Below are 21668 nucleotides of genomic sequence, written 5' to 3' on the forward strand. Positions count from 1 at the left end.
GCAGACGAAGACGACCAAGGCGGACAGCAGGGCCAAGCCAGCGATCTGCGAGAGGTGGTTGGTTGTGGTCAGTCCGCCGTGGAACACGGCGATGAGCACCTGGGCAGCCACAGCCAGTGCGCCGATGAGGGCGGTCAGCCGCGGCCCGGCCAGGGACGCGGTCAGGGCCGGTGCGATCACCAGCAAGGGGCCCAGGTGGACGTCCGGCGGGGAATGGATGTCCACCACGGTGATCACGACGATCAGCGCAAGGGGGATTGCCACCAGCCTGCGGCCCAGCTGCTGCTCTGGGAGGCGGTCCACCGGCACACGCCCCGCACCCATACATATCGGTATACACCCGTCTGTAGTGGATGTCCCCGATGCCACGCAGTACTGGCATGGCCACGGCACTCCCTGGCCCAGCGTCCGAGACCGTGCCCGCTGCGTGCCGGTGCCGGCCGCCCTGGAGGGCCGAAGGTGGTTGGACTGGCAAGGTGCCGTTGCGCGCCCGGTGCGATACGCGCCGGATGCGTCAGGGGGTCAGGCCGGCACTGGTCAGCCAGGTGTGTTCGCAGGTCGCAGAGACGTCGCGGCCCACCCGTCCGAACCCTGGCAGGAGCGAACCCGATGCCGTACGCGAACATCAAGGTCCCCGCAGGCACCCTCACCGAGCAGCAGAAGGCGCAGATCATCGCATCGGCAGCCACGTCCTGACCGCCGCCGACAGGAGGAGATGCACCGACGCGACGTTCTCATTCGTGCAACAGCCCTGCCGGCCGCACCCGCCGTGCCGGCCCCGCCCGTCCCGGACAACGTGGAAACACCAGGCTGACCGGGCACTCCGAGCTCACCGGTCCCGCACGAGTACCGCAGCGGGTGGCAGGCACTGCCGCCCATAGGCGGCGGCGCCCGACAGGAGCACGGTGCCGTCGTCCTCGGTAGCAAGGTCTACGTCATCGCGGGCATAGCCCCGACACCTGCCGGCGGCTCCACCACCACCAACCGGGTCGAGGTCTACGACTCCCGGACCGGCCGCTGGTCGGACGTCGCTCCACTGCCGGTGGCGATGAATCACTCCAAGGCGGCGGCGGTCGGCGGCAGGATCTACGCACTCGGCGGCATGTCCGGTGGGGAATCCTGGCAGGCGCTGCGCGACGCCTATGACTTCGACCCGCGCACGAACCGGTGGTCCTCCGTGCCCTTGAGGCCACCGGGCACCGAGCGGCCGTGACCGGGGGCAGGCCCACGTACGGGGTGAGGTCTACGCCCTCGACCTGCGCACCCGTCGGTGGGGCCGGCGTGCCTCCATGCCGACGGCCCGCGGCGGCATCGCGGCGGCGGCCATCGGCATGACGGCGCGCGGCCGCCGGCAGCTCCTCGCGCCCATGCCCGTGCCCCGCCACGGCACCGCCACTGCCGCCGTGGACAACATGATCCACATACCCGGAGGAGGCACCAAGGGCGGCGGCGCCCCGGTGGACACCCACAACGCCTACCGCCCGCACGGGCGCTGGCCCGGACACGTTCCTCCGTAGCGTCGACCTGGAACACACCACAGGAGGTGGATCGTTGTCGCCGCCCCACTGTCCCGGGGCCGTGCGGGGCAGTCGGCAGGGTTCAATCGGCGCATTCCCGGCCGTCGGAGTAGATCACCAGTGTCTGTTCCGGCTGTTCGGCCAGGTGGAACGCGGTGTAGGCGAAATCGACCGTCCCGCGTCCCGGGCTCCGTAGCCGTTTACGTCCGCCGTGCCGGACTTGGACGTCGTACTGCGGCCACCAGGCACGCACTTGCGGGCTGCCCGCGGTCAACTCGTCGATCAGCCGGGTGTACCGGACGTCGCCCGCGTGGCGTCCGGCCAGCGTCCGCAGCCGGGCAAGCAGGCCGCGCGCCTCGGGCTCCCAGTCGACCAGAACGTCCCGGGCCGCAGGTTCGAGGAACACCCAGCGGGCGAAGTTCGCCGGACGGTCCGCGGCCGCGGTCAGGTGCGGGAACAGCTCGTCGGCCGCCTGGTTGTAGCTGAGCACGTCGTAGGTGCCGCCGATGATGTACGCCGGGTGCGGCTGAAGCAGGAGCGGGACTGCCGCCACCTCGGCCGCGAGCGCCTCGGGTTCTTCGGGTTCGGCCGCGGGCGCGTGTCCGGCCAGCCGGAAGAGGTGAGCGCGCTCGTGCCGGTCCAGCTGCAGCACCGCGGCGAGGGCGTCGAGCACCTGCTCCGAGGCGCGGATGTCCCGGCCCTGCTCAAGATACGTGTACCAGGTCGCGCTGATCCCGGCGAGCAGCGCGAGTTCCTCCCGGCGCAGGCCCGGCGTCCGGCGTCGGCCGGTGTGCGGCAGTCCGACCTTGTCAGGGGTGATCCGCTCCCTGCGGCTGCGGAGGAAAGCGCCCAGCTCACGGCGTTGGTCCGGCTGTTGCGGCATGGTGGGATGGCACCTCTGGTTCCAGAATGAACGCGCTCTGGATACCAGGCTAAAGCCATCGCAGACTGAAGCCCGAACGGGAGGTGCGGCTGTCACCGGCGGCCTGCGGCCGGTCATCCCGGCGCCGGGCGGTCCGGGCGCGCGGACGCGTTCGGGGCGATCACCCGGCACCGGTACCGAGAAGGAAGAGGAAGACGTCATGTCGGGAATCGACGGCAAGGTCGTGGCGATCACGGGAGCCGGCAGCGGCATCGGCGAGGCGACCGCACTGCTGCTCGCCGAGCGAGGCGCGCGGCTCGTGTTGGGTGCGCGCCGGTCCGAGCGCCTCGCGGAGTTGGTGGCGCGGATCGAGAAGTCAGGCGGAGCGGCCGTGCAGACCCGTACGGACGTGACCCGACGGGACGACCTGCACGCCCTGGTCGCGTTGGCGGGCGAGCGATTCGGTCGGCTCGATGTGCTGGTCAGCAACGCCGGGGCCGGCACGATCTCGCCTCTCGACGATCTGCGGGTCGACGAGTGGGACCAGATGGTCGACGTCAACATCAAGGGCGTGTTGCACGGGATCGGCGCCGCGCTGCCGGTCTTCCGGGCCCAGGGCACGGGCCAGTTCATCACCATCGCCTCCACGGCCGCATTTCGCATCGTGCCGACCATGGCGGTCTACGCCGGTACCAAGCTCGCGGTCCGCGCCATCTGTGAGGGCCTGCGCCAGGAAGCCGGTGACTCCTTGCGGGTGACCACCGTCTCGCCCGGCGTCATCGGGACCGGCTTCGCCGAGGCATCAACCAATCCGCAGGTCCGAGCGGAGATCACGAAGATGCGGGACCGGATCGCGATCCCGCCCGAGGCGATCGCCCAAGCCATCGCCTTCGCCATCGAGCAGCCGGCCACGGTCGACGTGAACGAGATCGTCGTCCGGCCCACAGCCCAGAACTGAACCCGCCCAAGTCCGAGGCGCATTGCGGCCCCGGACGCCCATCGCTCCTCGAGGCCCTGGCCTCCAACCGCTCCGAGCAGGTGCGGCGGTGCAGAGCACGGACGGAATGCACACGGATGCCTGCCGGTCGGCCCCTACACCGACGACGTCCAGCGGCTGGTCACCAGCCTCGCTCGCCGCACCGGCCTCCGGCGACCACCGGCTCGATCCCGCACACCGCTGCCCGGCCGCCGTCGACGACGCCGTCACGGCCTACCGTGCGCTGCTGGACGCCGGGGCCACGGTCACGGGGGAGCCGGCCGGGGCCGGTCTGGCGACGGCAACCCTGCCCGCCGCCCGGCGCGCAGGTCTGATGTTGTTCGCAGCGTCGGTGAACGGCGCGGTCGAGCCGCCCAGCTTGCCGTGTGCGACGGTGCCGAAGACGGCGAGGGTGCCCAGGATGTAGATGACGGCGCAGATGAGTGTGCCGTAGACGGCGGCGCGGGGGGGGCGTTGCGCTCCGGGTCGCGGACCCGGATCACGCCACCCAAGGAAGGCCTGTTCAGCTCCCTGTAGCGAGCCGACGGACAGGCCTGGCGGCCGGGTGGTTCAGACCCGCGCGGGCCCGGGCCTTCTCCCCCGCAGCCAGGCGCGCAGACCTCGCTTGGTCCGGGCCGCGGCCTGTTCGGCGCCGCGGTCTGCCCGGCGGGCCGAGGACGGTGCGGCCGCCCGCACCACCGGCGTGCCGTGCCAGTCGAACGCTCGGGCCGCGGGCTCGCCCTTCGGCTCGGGCGGCCACTGCAGCGGTGGAGCGCTCGGCCCGGACGCCACCGCCACCCGGCCGCCCTCCGGCCCGGGTGCCCCCAGCAGCGGCTCGGCGGCCCAGGCCTCAGCCGACTGCGCGCCGGTCTCCGACAGCGCCGCTACGGCTTCCCCCGTGGGTCGTGTGTCCGTGCGGGCCAAGGGCGGGATGGGTCGTGCGACGGCTCGCACGGCCGGTGCGGTGCGACGGACGGCCGGGCTCGGGGCCGGTGAGTGGGCGCGGGCCTCCTCGAGCACATGAGCCAGTTCGCTGCGGAGCCACTCGATCTCGTCCGCGTCCTGCGCGGTCGTGATCCGTTCGGCGAGGTCGGCGGCAGGCGATCCCGGAATGTCGTGACCGGGTGGCGCGGGCCGGAACCGGTTCACATAAGAGCGTTCGTAGGGATCCTTGACGACGTCCGCGATCTCGACGCGCGACAGGAAGGCTGCCACGGCGCCGGCCCGAGCCCACGGATCGTCCGCTTGCCTCAGCAGGAACCCGAGCTGGCGTCCCCGCCAGTTGCGGGCACGCAGGTCCACTCCGGCCTCCAACTGGCCCCGCAGGTTCTCGGGCGTACGTCCCTTGAGCAGATGGGCGTTCTCGGTGTCCGAGGTGAAGTTCCGCAGGTCGTCGGCCAGATACAGCCAGACCACGGCACGATAGCGGTTGAGGTACCACTTCACCGGTACAAGCAGGCCCAGGCGGGCGAGGCGGGTGAACCGCCCGGCCGGGATCTTCATGAGGGCGGCACCCTCGGTCGTGCCGACCACCCGCACCCGGTCACGGAGAACGTCAGGATAGGTCTCCTGCGCGCGAAGGCGGTCGATCTCCGCGCGCTCCACCCTGCGGTCTCCTCCCCCGCCCTCGTCGGGCACGGTCCGGATGTGGCCGAGGTGAACGGCGAGGTCGAACTCGCCTCGTTTGAGGCCCAGTTCCCGAGCGGCATGGCTCCGGGTGCAGGTGGTGGGCCGGCTCGGGCTGAAGGTGCTTGCCGACATGGTCGCACTCCCCCGTGGAGTCGTTGGCTCACGCCCTGTGCGTTCGCCGTGCACCCACCGTAGCCAATTCGGCGCAAGGCGTGGCAGCCCTGTGGATAACTCTGCGACGCGAAGAGAAACCGCAGGTCAGGCGTCTGCGGTAGGGGTTCGCTCCGGTTGCCTGGCGTCGACGCCGAGGTGCTCTCCGACGCGATTGACGAGCAGGGTCATCTCGTAGGCGATCTGGCCGATGTCGGCCTCCGCGCCGCTGAGCACGCACAGGCAGCTGCCGGTGCCGGCCGCGGTCACGAACAGCACCGCATCGTCGTACTCGATCATGGTCTGGCGTACCCTGCCGGCGCCGAAGTGGCGTCCCGATCCCTTGGCGAGGCTGTGCAACCCGGATGCCACGGCGGCCAGATGCTCGGAGTCCTCACGTCGTAGGCCCGTGCTCGCGCCCGTGACCAGCCCGTCGTTCGACAGGACCAGCGCGTGCCGCACGTCGTCCACTCGCTCGGTCAGATCGTCCAGGAGCCAGCCGAGTCCCTGGTTCTGCGCCATCTCCGTCTCCCCGTGTGGTGTCTCCCCCTGGCTGGAGGAACTCCCCGCCAGCCTTCCCCACGTCCGGCGTCCGGGCAAGCAGGATGGGCACATGGCACAGAAGATGACCGACGAGGAATGGCGGGCGTTCGTCTCGCACGGTACCCGGACCGGCAAGCTGTCCACCGTTCGCGCCGATGGGAGCCCTCATGTGGCGCCGATCTGGTTTCTGCTGGACGGTGACGAACTGGTCTTCAACACAGGCAAGGACACGGTGAAGGGGCGCAATCTCGCCCGGGACGGGCGCGTCGCCCTGTGTGTGGACGACGACCGTCCGCCGTTCCACTTCGTGGTGCTGAACGGCCGCGCACGGCTGTCGGAGAACCTGGAGGAGGTGCGTCATTGGGCCACCCGGATCGCCGCCCGGTACATGGGTGAGGAGCGCGCCGAGGAGTACGGCGCCCGCAACGGCGTTCCGGGCGAACTGCTGGTCAGGGTCCCGGTCGACCAGGTGGTGGCCGTGAAGGATCTGGCGGCCTGAGCGACGGGCTCAGCCGACCGAGTCCAGGAGCCGGGCGGTGTGCATCCGCCCGGCGTACTCGACGAGCCGGATCAGGACCTCCTTGCCGGAGTCCCGGTCACGGGCGTCGCACAGCACCACGGGAGTGCCGTGGTCGAGGTCGAGGGCACGCGAGACGTCGTGTGCGCCGTAGGTGCGGGCGCCCGCGAAGCAGTTGACGGCCACCACGAACGGGATGCGCCGGTGCTCGAAGTAGTCGACGGCGGGAAAGCAGTCCTCCAGGCGCCGGGTGTCCGCGAGGACGACGGCGCCGAGGGCGCCCTGGGACAACTCGTCCCAGAGGAACCAGAAGCGGTCCTGTCCTGGTGTGCCGAAGAGGTAGAGGGACAGGCCGGAGCGGATGGTGATGCGGCCGAAGTCCATGGCGACGGTGGTGGTGACCTTCTGGTCCACGCCGTCGGTGTCGTCCACCAGTTGCCCTGCCTCGCTGAGCAGTTCCTCGGTGCGCAGCGGCCGGATCTCGCTGACGGCCCCGACCAGGGTCGTCTTGCCGACGCCGAAGCCGCCGGCGACCAGTATCTTCAGCGCCAGGGCGGTGGTGTCGCCGACGGCTTCGGAGTGCTCGGTGACCATGATCACTTCTCTCGGGATGGCCGGCTTCGGCCGGCGTCCGTCTGCTGCGGGCGCGAAGGCAGCATCATGACAACGGGGCCGCGCCCGCGGGCTGTTGGACCGAAACCCACCTGATGTGACTGACTCGCGTCCGGTCGGAGGCGGAACGCGTACGGATCGGCCTGCCGAGCGGCGTGCGGCGGCTTCGGAACGTTCATCACAGGGCTCGCAATCCCTCGATGACCTCGCGCAGGATCCGCTCGTCGGGCAGGTGGGCCGGCGGCACGGGACGGCTGATGACCACGCAGCCGAGTTCCAGGAGGTCGCCGAGGAGCACCCTGACGACGCCGACGGGAAGGTCGGCGTCCGCCGCGAGTTCGGCGACGGACTGTGTCTCCGTGCGGCACAGTTCGATCAGGGTGCGGTGTTCGGGGCCGAGCGCCGCGTCCTCGAGCGCCGGTGCCGCGGGGTCGAGGGTGACGAGGGCGATCAGGTCGAAGCGCACCCCGGTGGGACCCGGCTGGGTGCGCCCGCCCGTCATCGCGTACGGGCGCACGAGTGGTCCGGCTTCGCCGTCGTACCACTGGCTGCCCGGCTCCCACGGACCGGCGCTGTGGTTCTCGGTCATCTGTGCCGCCTGTTCCGGGTCATCCGGCTGCGGGCGGCTGCGCGGTGACCCGCGGCGGCGTGTACAGGTGCTCGCCGACTCGTTTGACCAGGCGCGCCATCTCGTAGGCGACCAGCCCGATGTCGGCGGTCACGGCGGTGAGTACGGCGAGGCAGGAACCGTCACCGGCGGCGGCCACGAAGAGGAACGCGTCGTCCATCTCGACCATGGTCTGCCGCACGCCACCCGCTCCGAAGTGCCGTCCAGCGCCCTTGGCGAGGCTGTTGAAGCCGGAGGCCACGGCGGCGAGGTGTTCGGCGTCCTCGCGCGCGAGGCCGGTGGAGGCGCCGACGGCCAGTCCGTCGTTGGAGAGCACGACGGCGTGCCGTACCTCGTTCACGCGCATCACCAGGTCGTCGAGCAGCCAGTCCAGTTCGCCGGAGCGCTGGCCGGCCCTCGTGTTCGGGTCCTGGATCATGCCGGGTCTCCTTCGCTGTGGTCACTGCCCGTTTCGGGGTCCGGGGCGGCGCCGCGCCCGGGCTGTCTGCCGCCGCCGCGAGCCCAGCCGTCGCGGTAGGCGGCCATCCGGTCCCGTACCAGTTCGGGGGTGCGCCGTTCGTCGCTGTGCCGTGTGGTCTCCTGCGCCGGCTCCTGGGAACGCTGCTGCCGGAGCTGAGGGGCGAGGCTCGCCTGGCGCACACGGCGTGGGAGGTTGTCCGAGCTCTCGGAGTCGTTGGGCGGTCGGTGCAGCCTCAAGGCGGTGACTCCGGGGGGTGGGGTCTCGTCTCCGGTTCCGTGGGGGCGTGGCTCGTCGACGGCGCCATGAGGGCCGGGAACGGTGACCGCGAGGGCTGGCCGATCCGGCCGTGCGGCGACGGCCTCTTGATGTGGACTTGTGCCGGGCACGCGCGCGTACTCGCGTTCCGGGTCCTGACGGGACTGTTCACCTTGACGAGAGGAACGTTCCGTCGCGCCGGTGTGCAGCAGCGCGGTGGGCAGCAGGACGACCGCGGTGGTGCCTCCGTAGGGCGAGGTCCGCAGATGCACCCTGACGTCGTGCCGGGAGGCGAGCCGGCTGACCACGAAAAGTCCGAGCCGGTCGCTGTCGAACAGGTCGAGTGCCTCGGACTGTTCGATGCGGCGATTGGCCTCCGCGAGGGTTTCGGCGCCCATGCCGAGACCCCTGTCCTCGATCTCCAGGGCGTAGCCGTTGCCGACGGGCTCGCCGGTGACGCGCACACGCGTGTGGGGCGGGGAGAACTGGGCGGCGTTCTCGACGAGTTCGGCGAGCAGGTGGGTGAGGTCGGCTACGGCGGCACCGCTGACATGGGCTTCGGGGAGCTGACGCACCTCCACGCGCGCGTAGTCCTCGATCTCGGATACGGCGGCCCGTACGACGTTGGTCAGGGACACCGGCATGCGCCAGGCCCTACCGGGTGCGGCGCCGGAGAGGATGATCAGGCTCTCGGCGTGCCGCCGCATGCGCGTGGTGAGGTGGTCGAGGCGGAACAGGTCGCTGAGCTCGTTGGGGTCCTCCGAGCGGCGCTCCATGCTGTCCAGGAGGCTCAGCTGGCGGTGGACCAGCACCTGGCTGCGGCGGGCCAGGTTGACGAAGACGCCGGAGATGCCGCTGGCGAGTTCGGCGCGTTCCACGGCAGCGCGCAGGGCGGCGCGGTGCACGGTGGTCAGGGCTTCGGAGACCTGACCCGTCTCGTCCTCGGCGGGTGGTCCGGCGGGCGCCTCCGCCTGGATGTCGATCTCCTCGCCCGCGCGCAGTCTGCGCATCGCTTCGGGGAGTTTGCGGCGGGCGATCTCCAGGGCGTCGTTGCGCAGGCTCACGAGTTCGACCACGAGACCGCGTCCGATGCGGACGGAGATGACGAGCGAGGCGGCGACGGCGGCCAGGCCGAGGACAACGGCGGCGCCCGCGGGGCTGAGCAGGCCGCGCGTGACCGGGTCGGCACGGCCCGCGACGGCCCGGCCCGTGTCCGCCGCGATGCCCTGCATTCCGTCCTGCACGCGCGCGTGGGCGGCGTTCCAGGCGGCCTGCGGTGCCGCGTCGGCCGGCTTGCCGCCGGGCCTGGCAGCGATGATCTTGTCCTCGGCGGCACCGAGGGCAGTGTAGGCGTCACTGCCGGCCAGATCCTGCCAGGCGGCACGCTGGGCGGTGGGCAGGTCGGCGACCGCGGTCTCGGTGAGGGTACGGCGCGCGGCGACGGCGGCGCCGAAGAGCCGTAGCCGTTCGCCCTGCAGCTGCGCGGCGGTCCGCGCGCTGCCGAGCAGCGTGTCCTCCTGGGCGAGCGCCTCGGCGGCCCGGCTGAATTCGAGCAGCACGCGCGCGTCGGAACCGACATCGGCCCGCTGGATGCCGGTGAGGGCGCCGTCCACGGCGAAGGCCGCGCCGATGGTCTTCGTGTACTGCGCGTACACCGTGTCCCAGCTGGCCTTGCGGTCGAGTACGGCCGTGCGCAGGGCGCGCAGGTGCTCGGCACCGGTGACGAAGAGGCCGAGGCGTCCGGAGACACCGGCGGGCAGTTCCTCGCTGTCGGCGACGGTGTTGTGGCCGCCGAGCCGCAGCTCGGCCACGGCCCCGTCGGTACGGGTGGCGAGGCCTCGCAGGTCGGTGTCGTCGCCGGCGCCCGGCGCGGTGGCGTAGCGCACGGCTGCGGTGCGCTCGGCCTGCAGAGCTGTGACGGCCGCCGCCACCGGGGTGCGCAGTTCGGCGTCGACCCGCTGGGACTGCCGCAGCCGGGCCACATCCTGGGCGGTGGTGACGGTGGCGTACGCCCACAGGGCGAGCAGGGAGACGACCGGCACCATCAGCAGGCTGACCACCTTGGCGCGCACGGTGCGGGGGCGCAGGTACCGGCGCTTGCCACGCGCGCGTGCCTTGGCCGCTGGGGTGCCGAAGGGGCGGTCGGCTGCCTCCGCGGCGGGCGGTCCGGCGTGTGCGCGGCGGCCGCGCGGCGGATGCGCGGGAGTGCCGGCTTTTGTGGTGGTACGGGGTGGGCGCATGGCCTCCTCGTTCGGGATGTGGGTCGGGGCGCTCGGGCCGGGCTCCCGCTAGCGGGCGATGCTCTCGACGGCCCGCTGGGCGAAGGCGGACGCCTCTCGCTCGTCGGCCGTGGGCGAGAGGGCGACGAAGGCCGAGGTGATGAACAGGTAGGACCCGAGGCCGACGGCGAGGGGGAAGATGAACTGCATCGCCGTGGCCCCGGGCAGGGTCTCGCCGGAGGGGTTCACACGCACACTCACCGCGAACATCCCGGTGTAGTGCATGCTGCTGACGGCCGCTCCCATGACGAGGGAGGCGACGGTGACCGCGAGGGGCGACTTGATGTTGAGCCCGGCCCACAGGGCCGCGGTCGCCGCCACGACGGCGATCAGCACCGAGACTCCGACGAGGAGGGGGTCGTACCTGATGTCGCCGTGCAGCCGGACCGCCGCCATGCCCAGGTAGTGCATGCTCGCGACGCCCACCCCGGTGGTGAGGCCGCCGAGGAGGAGCGCCCGGGTGCGGTCGCGGCTGTAGCCGACGGCGAAGACGCCGGCGCAGACGACGACCATGGCGACGAGGAGGCTGAGGATGGTCAGCGGCACGTTGTAGCGGATGTCGGTGCCGCTGACGCGGAAGCCGAGCATGGCCACGAAGTGCATGGTCCAGATGCCGGTCCCGATGGCGGAGGCCGCGGTGACGAGCCAGTTGCGGCGCGAGCGGCCCGTGGTGGCGAGCGCGCGGACGGTGCAGCGCAGTCCGAGCGCGGCGCCCACGCAGGCCATGAGGTACGACAGCACGGGGGTCAGCCAGCCGAAGGCGGCGTGGTCCAGGTGTCCCATGGCCAAGGGACGCTAGGGGGGCACGGGCGCACAAAGGGGGCGCATTTCGAAAGGTGTTGGAATATGACACCCGGATGCGACGGAACGATCGGGTCCGGCCCGAACATGTGCGCCTACGTATCCCTCGTGACGGTGAGGAATCATGCCGAACATGAGCGACGACCACACACACGTCCAGGAGTTCTTCACCGCCCGTGCGGCCGACTGGGACGGCCGGTTCCCCGACGACGGCCCCGCCTACGCGGCGGCCGTCGCCGATCTCGGGCTGCGGCCGGGCGATCGCGTGCTGGACGCGGGCTGCGGCACGGGGCGCGCACTGCCGCCGCTGCGGGCCGCCGTGGGCCCGTCCGGGTTGGTGATGGGCGCCGACGTGACCCCGGCGATGCTCGAGGCCGCCGTGCGGGCGGGCCGGCACCGGGAGGGACGGCTGCTGCTCGCGGACGTCGCCGCGCTGCCGCTGCGGTCCGGGTCGCTGGACGCCGTGTTCGCGGCCGGGCTGATCGCCCATCTCCCCCGGCCGGAGGAGAACTTGCGGGAGCTGGTGCGGGTGGTGCGGCCCGGCGGCATGCTCGCGCTGTTCCATCCCATCGGCCGCGCGGCTCTGGCGGCGCGCCAGGGCCGGCAGATCACACCGGACGACCTGCGCGCCGAGGCCAACCTCCGTCCGCTGCTGGCCCGTGCGGGGTGGAACATGACGTCGTACGCCGACGAGGACGCCCGTTTCCTCGCGCTGGCGGTGCGCCGGCGCGAGGACTGAACGTCGAATCCTCCGAGAGCGGGCGGCTCAGTCCGTTCCGGCGACGGCCGCGGCGAAGGCGTCGGGGTTGTCGAACATGACGTTGTGCCCAGCGCCCGGCACCGTCACGACGCGTACCCCGGCGGCCTCCAGGCTCTCCCGGCCCGCCAGTTCGCCGCTCAGCTCACCCTGGAGGTAGACCCGCTCGACGGGCAACTTCTCCAGGGTCGTGCGCATCACCGGGTCCGATCCCTGGCGCAGGCCGACGGCGCTGCGGTGCAGGGCGCGCGGGTCGGCCAGCCGCATGGTGGCCGCCCACAGCGGACCGACGGTCTGCAGCACGCGTGCGTGGTGCTCGTCGACGAATTCGTCCTCTTCGTAGGACGCGATTCCGCTGCTGGCAGCCGTGAGCGGCGGGAAGGCGTCCAGGTTGGCCTCGGTGAGGACGAGCCGGGAGGCGAGGTCGGGCCGCCGGTGGGCGAGCACGATGGCCACGGCGCCGCCCATGCTGTGCCCGATCAACTCGGTGCCGCGCACTCCGGCTTCGTCCAACGCCACCGCCACGGCGTCGGCGTGCTCCTCCAGCGTGTATCCGAACGTGCCGGGCCGGTCGCTCAGGCCGTGCCCTGGAAGATCCACGAACAGGCTGCGCCGGCCCGCGAGTTCGGGCCGGGCCGCGATGTGCGCGTGATAGACGGCGGACATCGAGCCGAGCCCGTGCAGATACACCCGGGCGGGCTCGGCACCCGGCGCCTCGGTCCAGCGGATCCGGCTGCCCTCGCTGTCGAACACGGCCTGCTTCACGTCGCCCTCCCTGGCATCACTCCGACCCTCGAGACTATACCTCGATGGCGATGTATAGCTGCACGGAAGTATTCGGTTGGCGAGGTACAGCGCCCCGCGCGAGAATGCGGCCGTGCTCGAACTCGCCATCCTCGGTTTCCTCTACGACGCCCCGCTGCACGGGTATGTCCTTCGCCGGCACATCGCGGCCCTCACCGGCCATGTGCGGCCCGTCGCCGAGAGCACGCTGTACCCGGCGATCAAGCGGCTGGAGAAGGCGGGCCTGCTGGTCCGGGCCACCGAGCCGGGCACCGTGGCAGCGCCGCGCCACGTGCTGAGACTGACCGAGGAGGGCAGGCGTGAGCTCAGGCGCCGGCTCGCCGAGCCCGCACAGCGAGAGATCACCGACGAGAACCAGTGGTTCACGCTGCTCGCGTTCCTGCGGCACCTGGAGGATCCGGGCGCCCAGGCGGCCGTACTGCGACGCCGGCTGGCCTTCCTGGAGGAGCCGGCGAGTTTCTTCTACGACGGCGACCGGCCGCTGCGCGCCGAGGAGCTGGACGATCCGTTCCGGCGCGGTGTCCTCACCATCGCGCGTGCCACGAGCCGGGCCGAGCTGGCCTGGCTGCGCGACACCCTCGCCTCACTCGACGACGTCGGCCGCTGAGCCGTCCCGGTGCCGCACCGGGCAGCCGCGCAGCCCGGGGACCGGGCGGGTGCCCAGGTCCGCCACCCGGTAGCCGTCCGGGTAACCCTTGATCTCCCAGTTCTGGCGCGCGAAGTGCGGGGCATGGCGGGGCGGCAGCAGCCTGACGAGCCGGCCACGCGTGCGTACGGCCCGACGCACGAACGCCGAGGTGGCCGCGCCGGGCGGGGTGTAACGGAAGGCGCGCAGCAGCGGCTCGTCGAGCAGGGCGAGCGTCGCCGTGCGCAGCAACGGCGCCAGAGGGCGCGGATACCAGGACGCCATCAGGTCGAGTGTGGCGTCCGATACCTGCCGGGACTGCTCGTCCCAGCCGAAGTGCTCCTCCTCGTAGGCGTCGAGGAGGGCCTCGAACTCCTCGTACGTCTCGGGGATGCCGGGAATGCCCATGTGGCGACCGAGGGTGCGGTAGTACTCGGCCGTGGCGACGATCTCGTGCCGGGACAGCCGCCGCCAGCCGTAGGCGTCGATCCAGCGCCTCGGCATCACCACGAAGGTGCTCAGCACATACCGCATGTCGTCGTCGCTGATGTCGTAACTGCGGTGCATCTGGTTGATGCGGCGGATCGCGGTACGGCCTTCCTCGGAGGCGAAACCGTGCTCGACGACGGTGTCGAGGAGCAGCGCGGTGTCGTCGTACCGCTTCTGCGTGCGCTCGGTCAGCTCCGCCGTCCGCGCGAGCAGCCTCCCGATGCTCGGCACCGCGTAGGTGCGATACAGGGCCAGCTCCAAGGCGCGCGTGTAGTCCCAGGGGAACTCGAACGCCACACTGAGCCGGTAGATCTCCAGGGCGTCCGACACCGGGTCCAGCCGGCGGATCTGTCCGAGCCGCTCGAAACGCTTCACCACGTCGTCCCCCTTCTGCCGCAGAAAGTCCAACTCTACGTTGAAAGCGAGCAGATGAACGATCGGCGATGACCCCGTTCGAGGGAAGGGTGGTCCACGTGTTCGGCCAGATACGCAAGTACACCGCCAGACTCCGCACCTCCACGCTCGCGCAGCCGACGGGCACCCGGGAGAGACGTGCGCACAACTTGTTCGAAGCGGCGGCCACTTATGTCGTGGCGCGTGCGGAGGACGATCAGGACCGGATCGAGGAGGCGGCGGCCTGGGTGTCGCCGGAGGCTCTGTCGTTCGGGGTGAGCGAACTCGCCTGCCGGGCCGTCGTCGCGCTGGCCCGGGAACGCGACGAGTCGCCCGCGGCGGTGGCCCGTGATCTCCTCGGGCTGCCCACGGGCTGAGCGGAAGCCGCCCGTCCGCGGTGGTCGTTTCGCCCCCGTCCAGGCGGAAACCTGCAGCTCCGCGTGGTGTGAGGAGTCGTGACAAGCGGCTTCCGCTCGCACTAGGGTGCGCGCCGATGGACGAACCACTGGGAGGCAGGGATGGCCGGAGCCGACGATGAGGCCGTCGCCGCCGCGGACGATGCGCTGTACGTGCTGACGGCGGTGCTGCTGACGCCGGCGCAGTTTCCGAGCGTTCTGGGCGACGACTATCCAGAGGCGTGCGCGGCGCTGGGACTCGCGCCGCTCGCCGACGGGTACGGCCTGGTGCTGGGCCAGGACGGCGACGGTGCGCGCTGGACGGTCGTGATCGACGACGTCTCGCTGGTCGCCGTGGCGATCGCGTCCTGGGACTGCGGCATGGAGTACGAGCTGTCCCCGGACGAACGCGCGGTGGTGGCCGCCCTGCCGGGCTGGCCGCTGGCCGTCGCTGTCGCGGCTCCGGGCGTCCCCGCCCCGCACGACCCCGATCCCGAGATGGCGGACCGGCCTGCGCTGAGCCCGCCGGACACCAGTTTCTGGGGACCGGCCCAGCGCCGCCTGGGCGCCGACGAGATAGCCCTGCAGTGGGCGACGTGGCGGGAGCAGATCAACGACGAGGAATTCTCCGCACCGGGCGGGCAGGGGAATCCGGATCGGCAGGAGAAGCCGGGCGAGCCGGAGAAGGCCGCGGAGTCGTGGCCACAGGGCACGCAGAACGTGCCGCAGAGCGGCCACCAAGGGATCAGGCGGGTGCTCGCGGAGGCACGCGCCTATGTCGACTCACCGCCGCCACTCGGCCGGGTGCGCTCGTCGTTCGCCCCCGGTGACGCGCGTACGCTGCGCGCCGACGGCCCCGGCTGGTCGATGGTGGCCCGCACCGACGACATCGCCTTCGTCCTGCTCGACGAGGAGCCCGGCGAGGTCCTGCCGGTGGGCCGGGGCCCCGAGCTGCCCGGTTTGCTGGAGGCACTCGACAAGATGGCCGTACGGCCCATCTGAGGCCGGACGGCGCCGGGGCCGGGGCCGGCACGCGAGGCGGAGCGCGCCTGGGACCCACCGCCCGATGCCGGGCCTCCTACGGCCTGTCGCCTGTTGCCGGACGCGCACACGGTCGCCGTTCGCGGGGCAATGAGCGACGGCAAGCTCGCCGTCCGGGGCCGGAGGACGATCCTGCCACCACCCGAGACCGGACGACGACCGCACGGCTCAGTGGCTACGGGGCCTGCACCACCGGTCTCGGGCCGGGTACGGCGGTCTCGGGGCCGGGACCGCCGCCCATCCCGCGTGTTCCGCGACGGCGGCCGTATGGCCGACGCCGAGCCCTGGTGGCCCCGCGCGGTGCGATGCCGCCAGGCACGCGCCCGGCGCTGCCGCGAGGGCCAGGTGCGCCCCCGAGAGCCGGACGCGCCCCAGAGGCCCGCGCAGTCCCCGCAGTCATCTCCGCGTGCCTCCCGGCGGCACCCCCGGTCCCGTCAGCGGCCGAGTTCCTTGCGCGTGACCCTGCGGAGCCTGCGCCGCTGTGAGGGGTCCAGCGCCAGATACGCGGCCACCGGAACCCCGACCACGACCAGGAACGCCACCCACCAGGGCAGCCAGATCAGCAGGAGCAGCCCGACCGCCACACCCCCTACGGCGATCTTCGCATTGTTCGACATGAGCGTCGCCTCCTTCACGGCCACTGCCGCTCTCTGCTCCGAGAACGGCCCCCCGCTCCCCGCGGTTCCCGAGCCCGCCCCTGAGACATCCCTGAGGCCCACCCCTAGTGGATGGGGCTCACTGCCCTCGTGGCTCACTGCCCTCGTGGCTCGCTGCCTTCATGGCTCGCTGCCTTCATGGCTCGACGCGCGGCCTCACCCGCGCCGGACAAGACCGTGATAGCACTCCGCGCCCCGGGCCCGCGAGTGCCACGACCGCTGGCCACCACTCGAACAGATTGTGAAGTGGCTCGGATCACGACGCCGGCATGCCGGGGCCGCCTTCGGCGTGCTGTTACAACCGGCGACTCCGACCCCGGTAGTCAAATGTGAGGAGTGCGGCAGAGGTGTGCAGACCATTCCCATGGCACCACCCTCCGCGCTCCGAACTGGCAGGTGACGCAGCACCAGTTGGCAGGTGACGCCCCAGAAGGCGGCCGAGCAATGCCCTTGGCACAGTGCACGCGCGCGTGTGTGTGATCAACGGCGGGGCGCGGTGCACGGGCAGCAGGATTGCGGGCGTACGGACCGGCTCGACGCGGCCGTACGCCGTGGACATCGCGATGCGCTCTCAGCCGACGACCACGACGCCTGGCGCGGTGGCCCGCTGTCCGCACGGGACGGGAAGCTGGTGCGCGAACTCGCCGCCGCCATGCCCCCCGGAGGCCCATGCGGTACCGCTCGCGCCCCGAGGCGACCCGCCTCCCGGACCCGGAGCGGCCGCTGCGCGCGTGCCTCGACGCGATCGCCGACGTACTCCCCCGCTCCCGGCGGCCGAGGCGGTTACCGGTGGCCGCACCCACGCGGCGCCCGAGCCGCAGCGGCCGTGTCGCGACGAAGCGGGTCACTGGATTCCTGCGGGCAGGACGGGCCGCGATCCGGCGACGGCACTGGAGGCGGCACGGCTCGGGTCCGAGTCGGAGGACACAAAAGGGCTCTGACGGTCGGTCACCGCGTGACCGCCGCGATCCGATGAACGGCCGACGCCGGTCGTTCACCCCGCGGTCGTGCGCCGTTCCTCATGGGGCCCAACTCTGGCCGCCGTCAACGAACTTGCCCCCAGGAGGCCAGATGCCCCCGCACGATGCCGGCCGGCGCCGCGTCCACCGTTTCATCGCAACGGGCCTGCCGCTGGCCCTGGCGGCCGCTCTCGTGGCCGCGGGAACGGCTACGGCGGCGCCGTCCCGGGACGCCCGCGTCATCTCCACGGCGACGCTCGGCGAGATCCCGCTCGGCGCGTTCAGCAACGCACTGCTGCCCGGAAGCGTCGACGACGACCACGGAGTGAAGCTCGGCGGCATCGGCAGTGACATCTACCCGGCGGGCCGCAAGGGCGAGTACTGGACGGTGACCGACCGCGGCCCCAACGGCCAGATCAAGGTGGACGGCAAGAAGCGCCGCACCTTCCCGGTCCCGGGATTCGACCCCGCGATCGTGAAGATCCGGGTCTGCGGAGACACGGTTCAGGTCATCGACGCGATCCCACTGACCACCTCAGGAGGAAAGGCCGTCACCGGGCTGCCCGATCAGCAGGGCCGCGACGAGGCGCCGTACACCTACGACGCGAAGACGCCGCTCTCGTACAACCCGAACGGGCTCGACACCGAGGGCATCGTGCGCGCCCCCGACGGGACGTTCTGGCTCGTCGACGAGTACGGCCCCTCGCTGATCCACGTCTCCGCGCGCGGGGAGGTGCTCACCCGGTACGTACCCAAGGGGCTCGGCCTGACGGGCGCCGACTACCCGGTGATGGAGGCGCTGCCGTCGATCTTCCTGCACCGCAAGATCAACCGCGGTTTCGAGGGGCTGGCGCAGCTTCCCGACGGTGACCTGGTGATGGCTCTGCAGAGCCCGCTGTCGCTGCCGGACGCGAACGCCGGGAACGCCTCGCGCACCACCCGGCTGCTGCGCTTCTCACCGCGCGAGAACGCCGTCACCGCCGAGTACGCCTACCGGTTCGACCCGGTGAACGTGGTCGACCCGAGCGAGGACGACACCTCCGAACTCAAGATCTCCTCGATCGTCGCAGTGGGCGGCGACCGGCTGCTCGTCGAGGAGCGCACGGACAAGGCGGCGCGGCTCCAACTGATCCGGCTGGGGCGCGAGTCGAGCATTCTGGGCGGCCCCTGGGATGACGACACGACCTCGCCGTCCCTGGAGCAGCTGGACGATCCGGCGGCCGCCGGCGTGCCGGTGCCGGCCAAGCGGCTCGTGGTCGATCTCAACAAGGTCGACGGCGTACAGCAGAAGATCGAGGGCATCGCGCGCGTGGACCACGACACGCTCGCCCTCATCAACGACAACGACTTCGGGATGACCGACGGCGCCGGCGCCTTCGACGCGCAGGGCCGACTGGTCGACAGCGGGATCAAGACGACCGTCGTGTACATCCGGCTGCCCGAGGGGCTGTGACGCCCCTGGGCTGGACAGTCCGGAAAACGGACTGACAGAGGGCCGGGACGGCGGCGTGCCGCCCCGGCCTTTCCGGCGCTCAGCCGCGCGCCCCCAACAGGTGGTCCATGGCGAGCTGGTCGAGACGCTCGAACGCCATGCCGCGCGCGGCGGCCGCCTCTACGTCGAAGTCCTCGAAGGCGGTGCGGTCGCCGAGCAGGGCCTGCAGTCCGTCGGCCGCGGTGGGCTGGGACAGCTCGTCCAGGCGCGAGTCCCGCAGCGCCTGCTGGACCTCCGGGTCGGCGCGGAAGGCCGCGGCACGCTCCTTGAGGATGAGGTAGTTGCGCATGCAGCCCGCCGCCGAGGCCCATACGCCGTCGAGGTCCTCGGTCCGCGGCGGCTTGAAGTCGAAGTGCCGTGGCCCCTGGTAGCCGGCGCTCTCCAGCAGGTCCACCAGCCAGAACGCCGCGCGCAGGTCACCGGCACCGAACCGCAGGTCCTGGTCGTACTTGATGCCCGACTGGCCGTTGAGATCGATGTGGAACAGCTTGCCCGCCCACAGGGCCTGCGCGATGCCGTGCGGGAAGTTCAGTCCGGCCATCTGCTCGTGGCCGACCTCCGGGTTCACGCCGTACAGCTCGGGTCGCTCCAGGCGCTCGATGAAGGCCAGCGCGTGGCCGACGGTGGGCAGCAGGATGTCGCCGCGCGGCTCGTTCGGCTTGGGCTCGATGGCGAAGCGGATGTCGTAGCCCTGGGCGGTCACGTACTCGCCGAGCAGGTCGAAGGCCTCCTTCATCCGGTCCAGCGCCACGCGCACGTCCTTGGCGGCGCCGGACTCCGCCCCCTCGCGGCCGCCCCAGGCGACATAGGTCTTCGCGCCCAGTTCGACCGCCAGGTCGATGTTGCGGATCGTCTTGCGCAGCGCGTAGCGGCGCACGTCGCGGTCGTTGGCGGTGAACGCGCCGTCCTTGAAGACGGGGTGCGTGAACAGGTTCGTGGTGGCCATCGGCACGGTCATGCCGGTGGCGTCCAGGGCTTGGCGGAACCGCTTGATGTGCGACTCGCGCTCGGTCTCCGACGACCCGAACGGGATCAGGTCGTCGTCGTGGAAGGTCACCCCGTGGGCGCCGAGCTCGGCCAGGCGCTGCACCGTCTCGACCGGGTCCAGGGCGCGGCGGGTGGCGTCGCCGAACGGATCCCTTCCCTGCCAGCCGACTGTCCACAGGCCGAAGGTGAACCTGTCCTCGGGGGTGGGCTGGAAGCTCATGCCGCGGCTCCTTGCTACGTTGCGACTATTTCGTCATGGCCGTTTACAAATTAGTATGCGCTCGCGCCTCTGGGAAGAGACAAGATGTCTTTGTCCCGCGGAGTCGTGGAAAGTCACCGAAGTCGCGGAACGTCGCGGAAAAGGGAGAGCCCGATGTCAGCAGCCGAGGGTCCGCTCGTCGTCGGCGTGGACACATCCACCCAGTCCACGAAGGCACTGGTCGTCGACGCGGCCACCGGCCAGGTGGTGGCGAGCGGCCAGGCACCGCACACCGTGTCCTCGGGCGCGGGCCGCGAGAGCGACCCGCGTCAGTGGTGGGACGCGCTGTGCGAGGCATTGCGCCAGTGCGGTGACGCGGCCCACGAGGCGGCCGCCGTGTCGATCGGCGGCCAGCAGCACGGCCTGGTCACCCTGGACGAGCGGGGCGAGCCGGTGCGTCCGGCGCTGCTGTGGAACGACGTGCGCTCGGCACCGCAGGCCCGCCGTCTGGTGGAGGAACTGGGCGGGCCGAAGGCCTGGGCGGAGCGCACGGGCAGCGTGCCCGGCGCGTCCTTCACGGTCACCAAGTGGGCGTGGCTGGCCGAGCACGAGCCGGAGTCGGTCCGTGCGACCAAGGCGGTGCGGCTCCCGCACGACTACCTCACCGAGCGCCTGACCGGGCAGGGCACCACCGACCGCGGCGATGCCTCCGGCACCGGCTGGTGGGCGTCCGGCACGGAGAGGTACGACGCGGAGACCCTCGCCCACGTCGGTCTCGACCCGGCGCTGCTGCCCCGGGTGGTGCGGCCGGGAGAAGTGGCCGGCACCGTGCGCGACAGCCACGACCTGCCGTTCTCCAAGGGCACGCTGGTCGCTCCCGGCACGGGCGACAACGCGGCGGCGGCGCTCGGTCTCGGCCTGCGGCCCGGCACGCCGGTGCTCAGCCTCGGCACGTCCGGCACGGTGTACGCCGTCTCCAGGCGCCGCCCGGCCGATCCGACCGGCACGGTGGCGGGGTTCGCCGACGCGCACGGGGACTGGCTGCCCCTGGCCTGCACCCTCAACTGCACGCTCGCTGTGGACCGCGTCGCGGCGCTGCTGAGCCTGGACCGCGAGGCGGTGGCGCCGGGCGGCTCCGTGACCCTGCTGCCGTACCTCGACGGCGAGCGCACCCCCAACCTGCCGCACGCCTCCGGTCTGCTGCACGGCCTGCGCCACGACACGACCGCCGGGCAGCTGCTGCAGGCCGCGTACGACGGCGCCGTGCACGCGCTGCTGGGCGCGCTGGACCTGGTCCTCGACGAGGACGCGGACCGCAGCACCCCCCTGCTGCTGATCGGCGGCGGAGCGCGCGGGACGGCCTGGCAGCAGACGGTACGGCGGCTGTCCGGGCGGCCGGTCCAGGTTCCCGAAGCCCGGGAACTGGTGGCCCTCGGAGCCGCGGCTCAGGCCGCGGGCCTGCTCACCGGCGAGGATCCGGCCGCGGTGGCCCGCCGCTGGAACACGGCCGCGGGCCCGGTTCTGGACGCCGTGGAGCGCGACCAGGGGACGCTGGAGCGGATCACCGGGGTACTCTCCGACGCGGCCCCGCTGCTGGAGCGGGGGACGCAGACCACCCCGCGCGCATGAGCCGGGCGGCAGA

Annotated in this window: 21 protein-coding genes and 4 pseudogenes; 11 read left to right on the forward strand and 14 right to left on the reverse strand. The window is 71.9% G+C overall.

The genetic code is table 11. The features are described from left to right. Positions 1 to 324: pseudogene (locus ABT288_RS16520) on the reverse strand (serine/threonine-protein phosphatase); the annotation flags it as partial. Positions 325 to 877: 553 nt separating this feature from the next. Between ABT288_RS16520 and ABT288_RS50245 the strand changes: the two are divergent. Continuing rightward, entirely contained in the window at positions 878 to 1213 is a 336-nt protein-coding gene (locus tag ABT288_RS50245) for a hypothetical protein (RefSeq protein WP_502972762.1), read from the forward strand. A 76-nt stretch (positions 1214 to 1289) separates the two neighbouring features. Next, on the forward strand, positions 1290 to 1517 hold the full coding sequence (locus ABT288_RS16535; protein WP_351607679.1) for a hypothetical protein: 228 nt from the start codon (positions 1290 to 1292) through the stop codon (positions 1515 to 1517). Positions 1518 to 1599: 82 nt separating this feature from the next. Here ABT288_RS16535 and ABT288_RS16540 read toward each other — a convergent pair whose 3' ends face one another. Next, entirely contained in the window at positions 1600 to 2400 is an 801-nt protein-coding gene (locus ABT288_RS16540; RefSeq protein ID WP_351607682.1) for a helix-turn-helix transcriptional regulator, read from the reverse strand. Between the two features lie 199 nt (positions 2401 to 2599). On the opposite strand from ABT288_RS16540, the gene ABT288_RS16545 reads away from it, so the two are divergent. Beyond that, entirely contained in the window at positions 2600 to 3337 is a 738-nt protein-coding gene (locus tag ABT288_RS16545; RefSeq protein WP_351607888.1) for an SDR family oxidoreductase, read from the forward strand. 106 nt (positions 3338 to 3443) lie between these two features. Next, positions 3444 to 3635: pseudogene (locus ABT288_RS16550) on the forward strand (hypothetical protein); the annotation flags it as partial. Positions 3636 to 3649: 14 nt separating this feature from the next. Here ABT288_RS16550 and ABT288_RS50250 read toward each other — a convergent pair. From ABT288_RS50250 to ABT288_RS16560, 3 genes and pseudogenes are all read right to left on the reverse strand, one after another. Then, positions 3650 to 3852 (reverse strand): annotated as a pseudogene (locus ABT288_RS50250) (amino acid permease); the annotation flags it as partial. Positions 3853 to 4279: 427 nt separating this feature from the next. Then, positions 4280 to 5116: pseudogene (locus tag ABT288_RS16555) on the reverse strand (DUF6397 family protein); the annotation flags it as partial. 126 nt (positions 5117 to 5242) lie between these two features. Next, positions 5243 to 5656 carry a roadblock/LC7 domain-containing protein gene (locus tag ABT288_RS16560; protein ID WP_351607685.1) on the reverse strand — a complete coding sequence of 138 codons (414 nt, stop codon included), beginning with the start codon at positions 5654 to 5656 and terminating at the stop codon, positions 5243 to 5245. A gap of 91 nt (positions 5657 to 5747) precedes the next feature. On the opposite strand from ABT288_RS16560, the gene ABT288_RS16565 reads away from it, so the two are divergent. Continuing rightward, entirely contained in the window at positions 5748 to 6176 is a 429-nt protein-coding gene (locus tag ABT288_RS16565; protein WP_351607688.1) for a PPOX class F420-dependent oxidoreductase, read from the forward strand. A 9-nt stretch (positions 6177 to 6185) separates the two neighbouring features. Here ABT288_RS16565 and ABT288_RS16570 read toward each other — a convergent pair whose 3' ends face one another. From ABT288_RS16570 to ABT288_RS16590, 5 genes are all read right to left on the reverse strand, one after another. Then, complete coding sequence (locus ABT288_RS16570; protein ID WP_351607690.1) at positions 6186 to 6788, reverse strand: GTP-binding protein; 603 nt, start codon at positions 6786 to 6788, stop codon at positions 6186 to 6188. Between the two features lie 196 nt (positions 6789 to 6984). Then, entirely contained in the window at positions 6985 to 7395 is a 411-nt protein-coding gene (locus ABT288_RS16575; RefSeq protein ID WP_351607692.1) for a DUF742 domain-containing protein, read from the reverse strand. A 19-nt stretch (positions 7396 to 7414) separates the two neighbouring features. Beyond that, positions 7415 to 7852 (reverse strand): roadblock/LC7 domain-containing protein, encoded by a 438-nt coding sequence (locus ABT288_RS16580; protein WP_351607695.1) that lies wholly within the window; start codon positions 7850 to 7852, stop codon positions 7415 to 7417. Further along, positions 7849 to 10389 carry a sensor histidine kinase gene (locus tag ABT288_RS16585; protein WP_351607698.1) on the reverse strand — a complete coding sequence of 847 codons (2541 nt, stop codon included), beginning with the start codon at positions 10387 to 10389 and terminating at the stop codon, positions 7849 to 7851. Before ABT288_RS16585 ends, ABT288_RS16580 begins: the two co-directional genes overlap by 4 nt. 48 nt (positions 10390 to 10437) lie before the next feature. Then, positions 10438 to 11211, reverse strand: coding sequence for an MHYT domain-containing protein (locus ABT288_RS16590; RefSeq protein WP_351607701.1), 774 nt, complete (start codon positions 11209 to 11211; stop codon positions 10438 to 10440). A gap of 151 nt (positions 11212 to 11362) precedes the next feature. Here ABT288_RS16590 and ABT288_RS16595 point away from each other — a divergent pair, with 151 nt between their 5' ends. After that, positions 11363 to 11968, forward strand: coding sequence for a class I SAM-dependent methyltransferase (locus ABT288_RS16595; protein WP_351607704.1), 606 nt, complete (start codon positions 11363 to 11365; stop codon positions 11966 to 11968). 27 nt (positions 11969 to 11995) lie between these two features. Here ABT288_RS16595 and ABT288_RS16600 read toward each other — a convergent pair whose 3' ends face one another. After that, entirely contained in the window at positions 11996 to 12751 is a 756-nt protein-coding gene (locus tag ABT288_RS16600; protein WP_351607707.1) for an alpha/beta fold hydrolase, read from the reverse strand. 112 nt (positions 12752 to 12863) lie between these two features. Between ABT288_RS16600 and ABT288_RS16605 the strand changes: the two genes are divergently transcribed. Further along, complete coding sequence (locus ABT288_RS16605) at positions 12864 to 13397, forward strand: PadR family transcriptional regulator (protein WP_351607709.1); 534 nt, start codon at positions 12864 to 12866, stop codon at positions 13395 to 13397. On the opposite strand, the gene ABT288_RS16610 is transcribed toward ABT288_RS16605, so the two are convergent. Further along, positions 13374 to 14279: an oxygenase MpaB family protein gene (locus ABT288_RS16610; RefSeq protein ID WP_351607891.1), complete on the reverse strand. Its 906-nt coding sequence runs from the start codon at positions 14277 to 14279 to the stop codon at positions 13374 to 13376. The genes ABT288_RS16605 and ABT288_RS16610 overlap by 24 nt on opposite strands. 98 nt (positions 14280 to 14377) lie before the next feature. Here ABT288_RS16610 and ABT288_RS16615 point away from each other — a divergent pair, with 98 nt between their 5' ends. Continuing rightward, a complete protein-coding gene (locus ABT288_RS16615) occupies positions 14378 to 14674 on the forward strand; it encodes a hypothetical protein (protein ID WP_351607894.1) in 297 nt (98 codons plus the stop codon). A gap of 141 nt (positions 14675 to 14815) precedes the next feature. Then, positions 14816 to 15694 carry a hypothetical protein gene (locus ABT288_RS16620; RefSeq protein WP_351607712.1) on the forward strand — a complete coding sequence of 293 codons (879 nt, stop codon included), beginning with the start codon at positions 14816 to 14818 and terminating at the stop codon, positions 15692 to 15694. A gap of 473 nt (positions 15695 to 16167) precedes the next feature. Here ABT288_RS16620 and ABT288_RS16625 read toward each other — a convergent pair whose 3' ends face one another. Beyond that, on the reverse strand, positions 16168 to 16350 hold the full coding sequence (locus tag ABT288_RS16625) for a tail-anchor membrane protein (protein WP_351607715.1): 183 nt from the start codon (positions 16348 to 16350) through the stop codon (positions 16168 to 16170). A 1110-nt stretch (positions 16351 to 17460) separates the two neighbouring features. On the opposite strand from ABT288_RS16625, the gene ABT288_RS16635 reads away from it, so the two are divergent. Continuing rightward, complete coding sequence (locus ABT288_RS16635) at positions 17461 to 18801, forward strand: esterase-like activity of phytase family protein (protein ID WP_351607718.1); 1341 nt, start codon at positions 17461 to 17463, stop codon at positions 18799 to 18801. A 79-nt stretch (positions 18802 to 18880) separates the two neighbouring features. Here the strand turns inward: ABT288_RS16635 and xylA are convergent, their stop codons facing one another. Then, the gene (gene xylA, locus ABT288_RS16640) at positions 18881 to 20047 is read right to left on the reverse strand and encodes a xylose isomerase (RefSeq protein ID WP_351607721.1); all 1167 of its coding nucleotides are present in this window, start codon (positions 20045 to 20047) and stop codon (positions 18881 to 18883) included. A gap of 153 nt (positions 20048 to 20200) precedes the next feature. Between xylA and xylB the strand changes: the two genes are divergently transcribed. After that, positions 20201 to 21655: a xylulokinase gene (gene xylB / locus ABT288_RS16645; protein WP_351607723.1), complete on the forward strand. Its 1455-nt coding sequence runs from the start codon at positions 20201 to 20203 to the stop codon at positions 21653 to 21655. The last annotated feature ends 13 nt before the right edge of the window (positions 21656 to 21668 follow it).

It is taken from the genome of Streptomyces sp. NPDC001093 (assembly GCF_040298985.1).
Classification (GTDB): domain Bacteria; phylum Actinomycetota; class Actinomycetes; order Streptomycetales; family Streptomycetaceae; genus Streptomyces.

What these genes read in the sequence shown, in the direction of transcription:
- ABT288_RS16535 (WP_351607679.1), top strand. Translation starts at nt 1,290, where the DNA reads ATGCCGACGGCCCGCGGCGGCATCGCGGCGGCGGCCATCGGCATGACG.
- ABT288_RS16540 (WP_351607682.1), bottom strand. Translation starts at nt 2,400, where the DNA reads ATGCCGCAACAGCCGGACCAACGCCGTGAGCTGGGCGCTTTCCTCCGC.
- ABT288_RS16545 (WP_351607888.1), top strand. Translation starts at nt 2,600, where the DNA reads ATGTCGGGAATCGACGGCAAGGTCGTGGCGATCACGGGAGCCGGCAGC.
- ABT288_RS16560 (WP_351607685.1), bottom strand. Translation starts at nt 5,656, where the DNA reads ATGGCGCAGAACCAGGGACTCGGCTGGCTCCTGGACGATCTGACCGAG.
- ABT288_RS16565 (WP_351607688.1), top strand. Translation starts at nt 5,748, where the DNA reads ATGGCACAGAAGATGACCGACGAGGAATGGCGGGCGTTCGTCTCGCAC.
- ABT288_RS16570 (WP_351607690.1), bottom strand. Translation starts at nt 6,788, where the DNA reads ATGGTCACCGAGCACTCCGAAGCCGTCGGCGACACCACCGCCCTGGCG.
- ABT288_RS16575 (WP_351607692.1), bottom strand. Translation starts at nt 7,395, where the DNA reads ATGACCGAGAACCACAGCGCCGGTCCGTGGGAGCCGGGCAGCCAGTGG.
- ABT288_RS16580 (WP_351607695.1), bottom strand. Translation starts at nt 7,852, where the DNA reads ATGATCCAGGACCCGAACACGAGGGCCGGCCAGCGCTCCGGCGAACTG.
- ABT288_RS16585 (WP_351607698.1), bottom strand. Translation starts at nt 10,389, where the DNA reads ATGCGCCCACCCCGTACCACCACAAAAGCCGGCACTCCCGCGCATCCG.
- ABT288_RS16590 (WP_351607701.1), bottom strand. Translation starts at nt 11,211, where the DNA reads ATGGGACACCTGGACCACGCCGCCTTCGGCTGGCTGACCCCCGTGCTG.
- ABT288_RS16595 (WP_351607704.1), top strand. Translation starts at nt 11,363, where the DNA reads ATGAGCGACGACCACACACACGTCCAGGAGTTCTTCACCGCCCGTGCG.
- ABT288_RS16620 (WP_351607712.1), top strand. Translation starts at nt 14,816, where the DNA reads ATGGCCGGAGCCGACGATGAGGCCGTCGCCGCCGCGGACGATGCGCTG.
- ABT288_RS16625 (WP_351607715.1), bottom strand. Translation starts at nt 16,350, where the DNA reads ATGTCGAACAATGCGAAGATCGCCGTAGGGGGTGTGGCGGTCGGGCTG.
- ABT288_RS16635 (WP_351607718.1), top strand. Translation starts at nt 17,461, where the DNA reads ATGCCCCCGCACGATGCCGGCCGGCGCCGCGTCCACCGTTTCATCGCA.
- xylA (WP_351607721.1), bottom strand. Translation starts at nt 20,047, where the DNA reads ATGAGCTTCCAGCCCACCCCCGAGGACAGGTTCACCTTCGGCCTGTGG.
- xylB (WP_351607723.1), top strand. Translation starts at nt 20,201, where the DNA reads ATGTCAGCAGCCGAGGGTCCGCTCGTCGTCGGCGTGGACACATCCACC.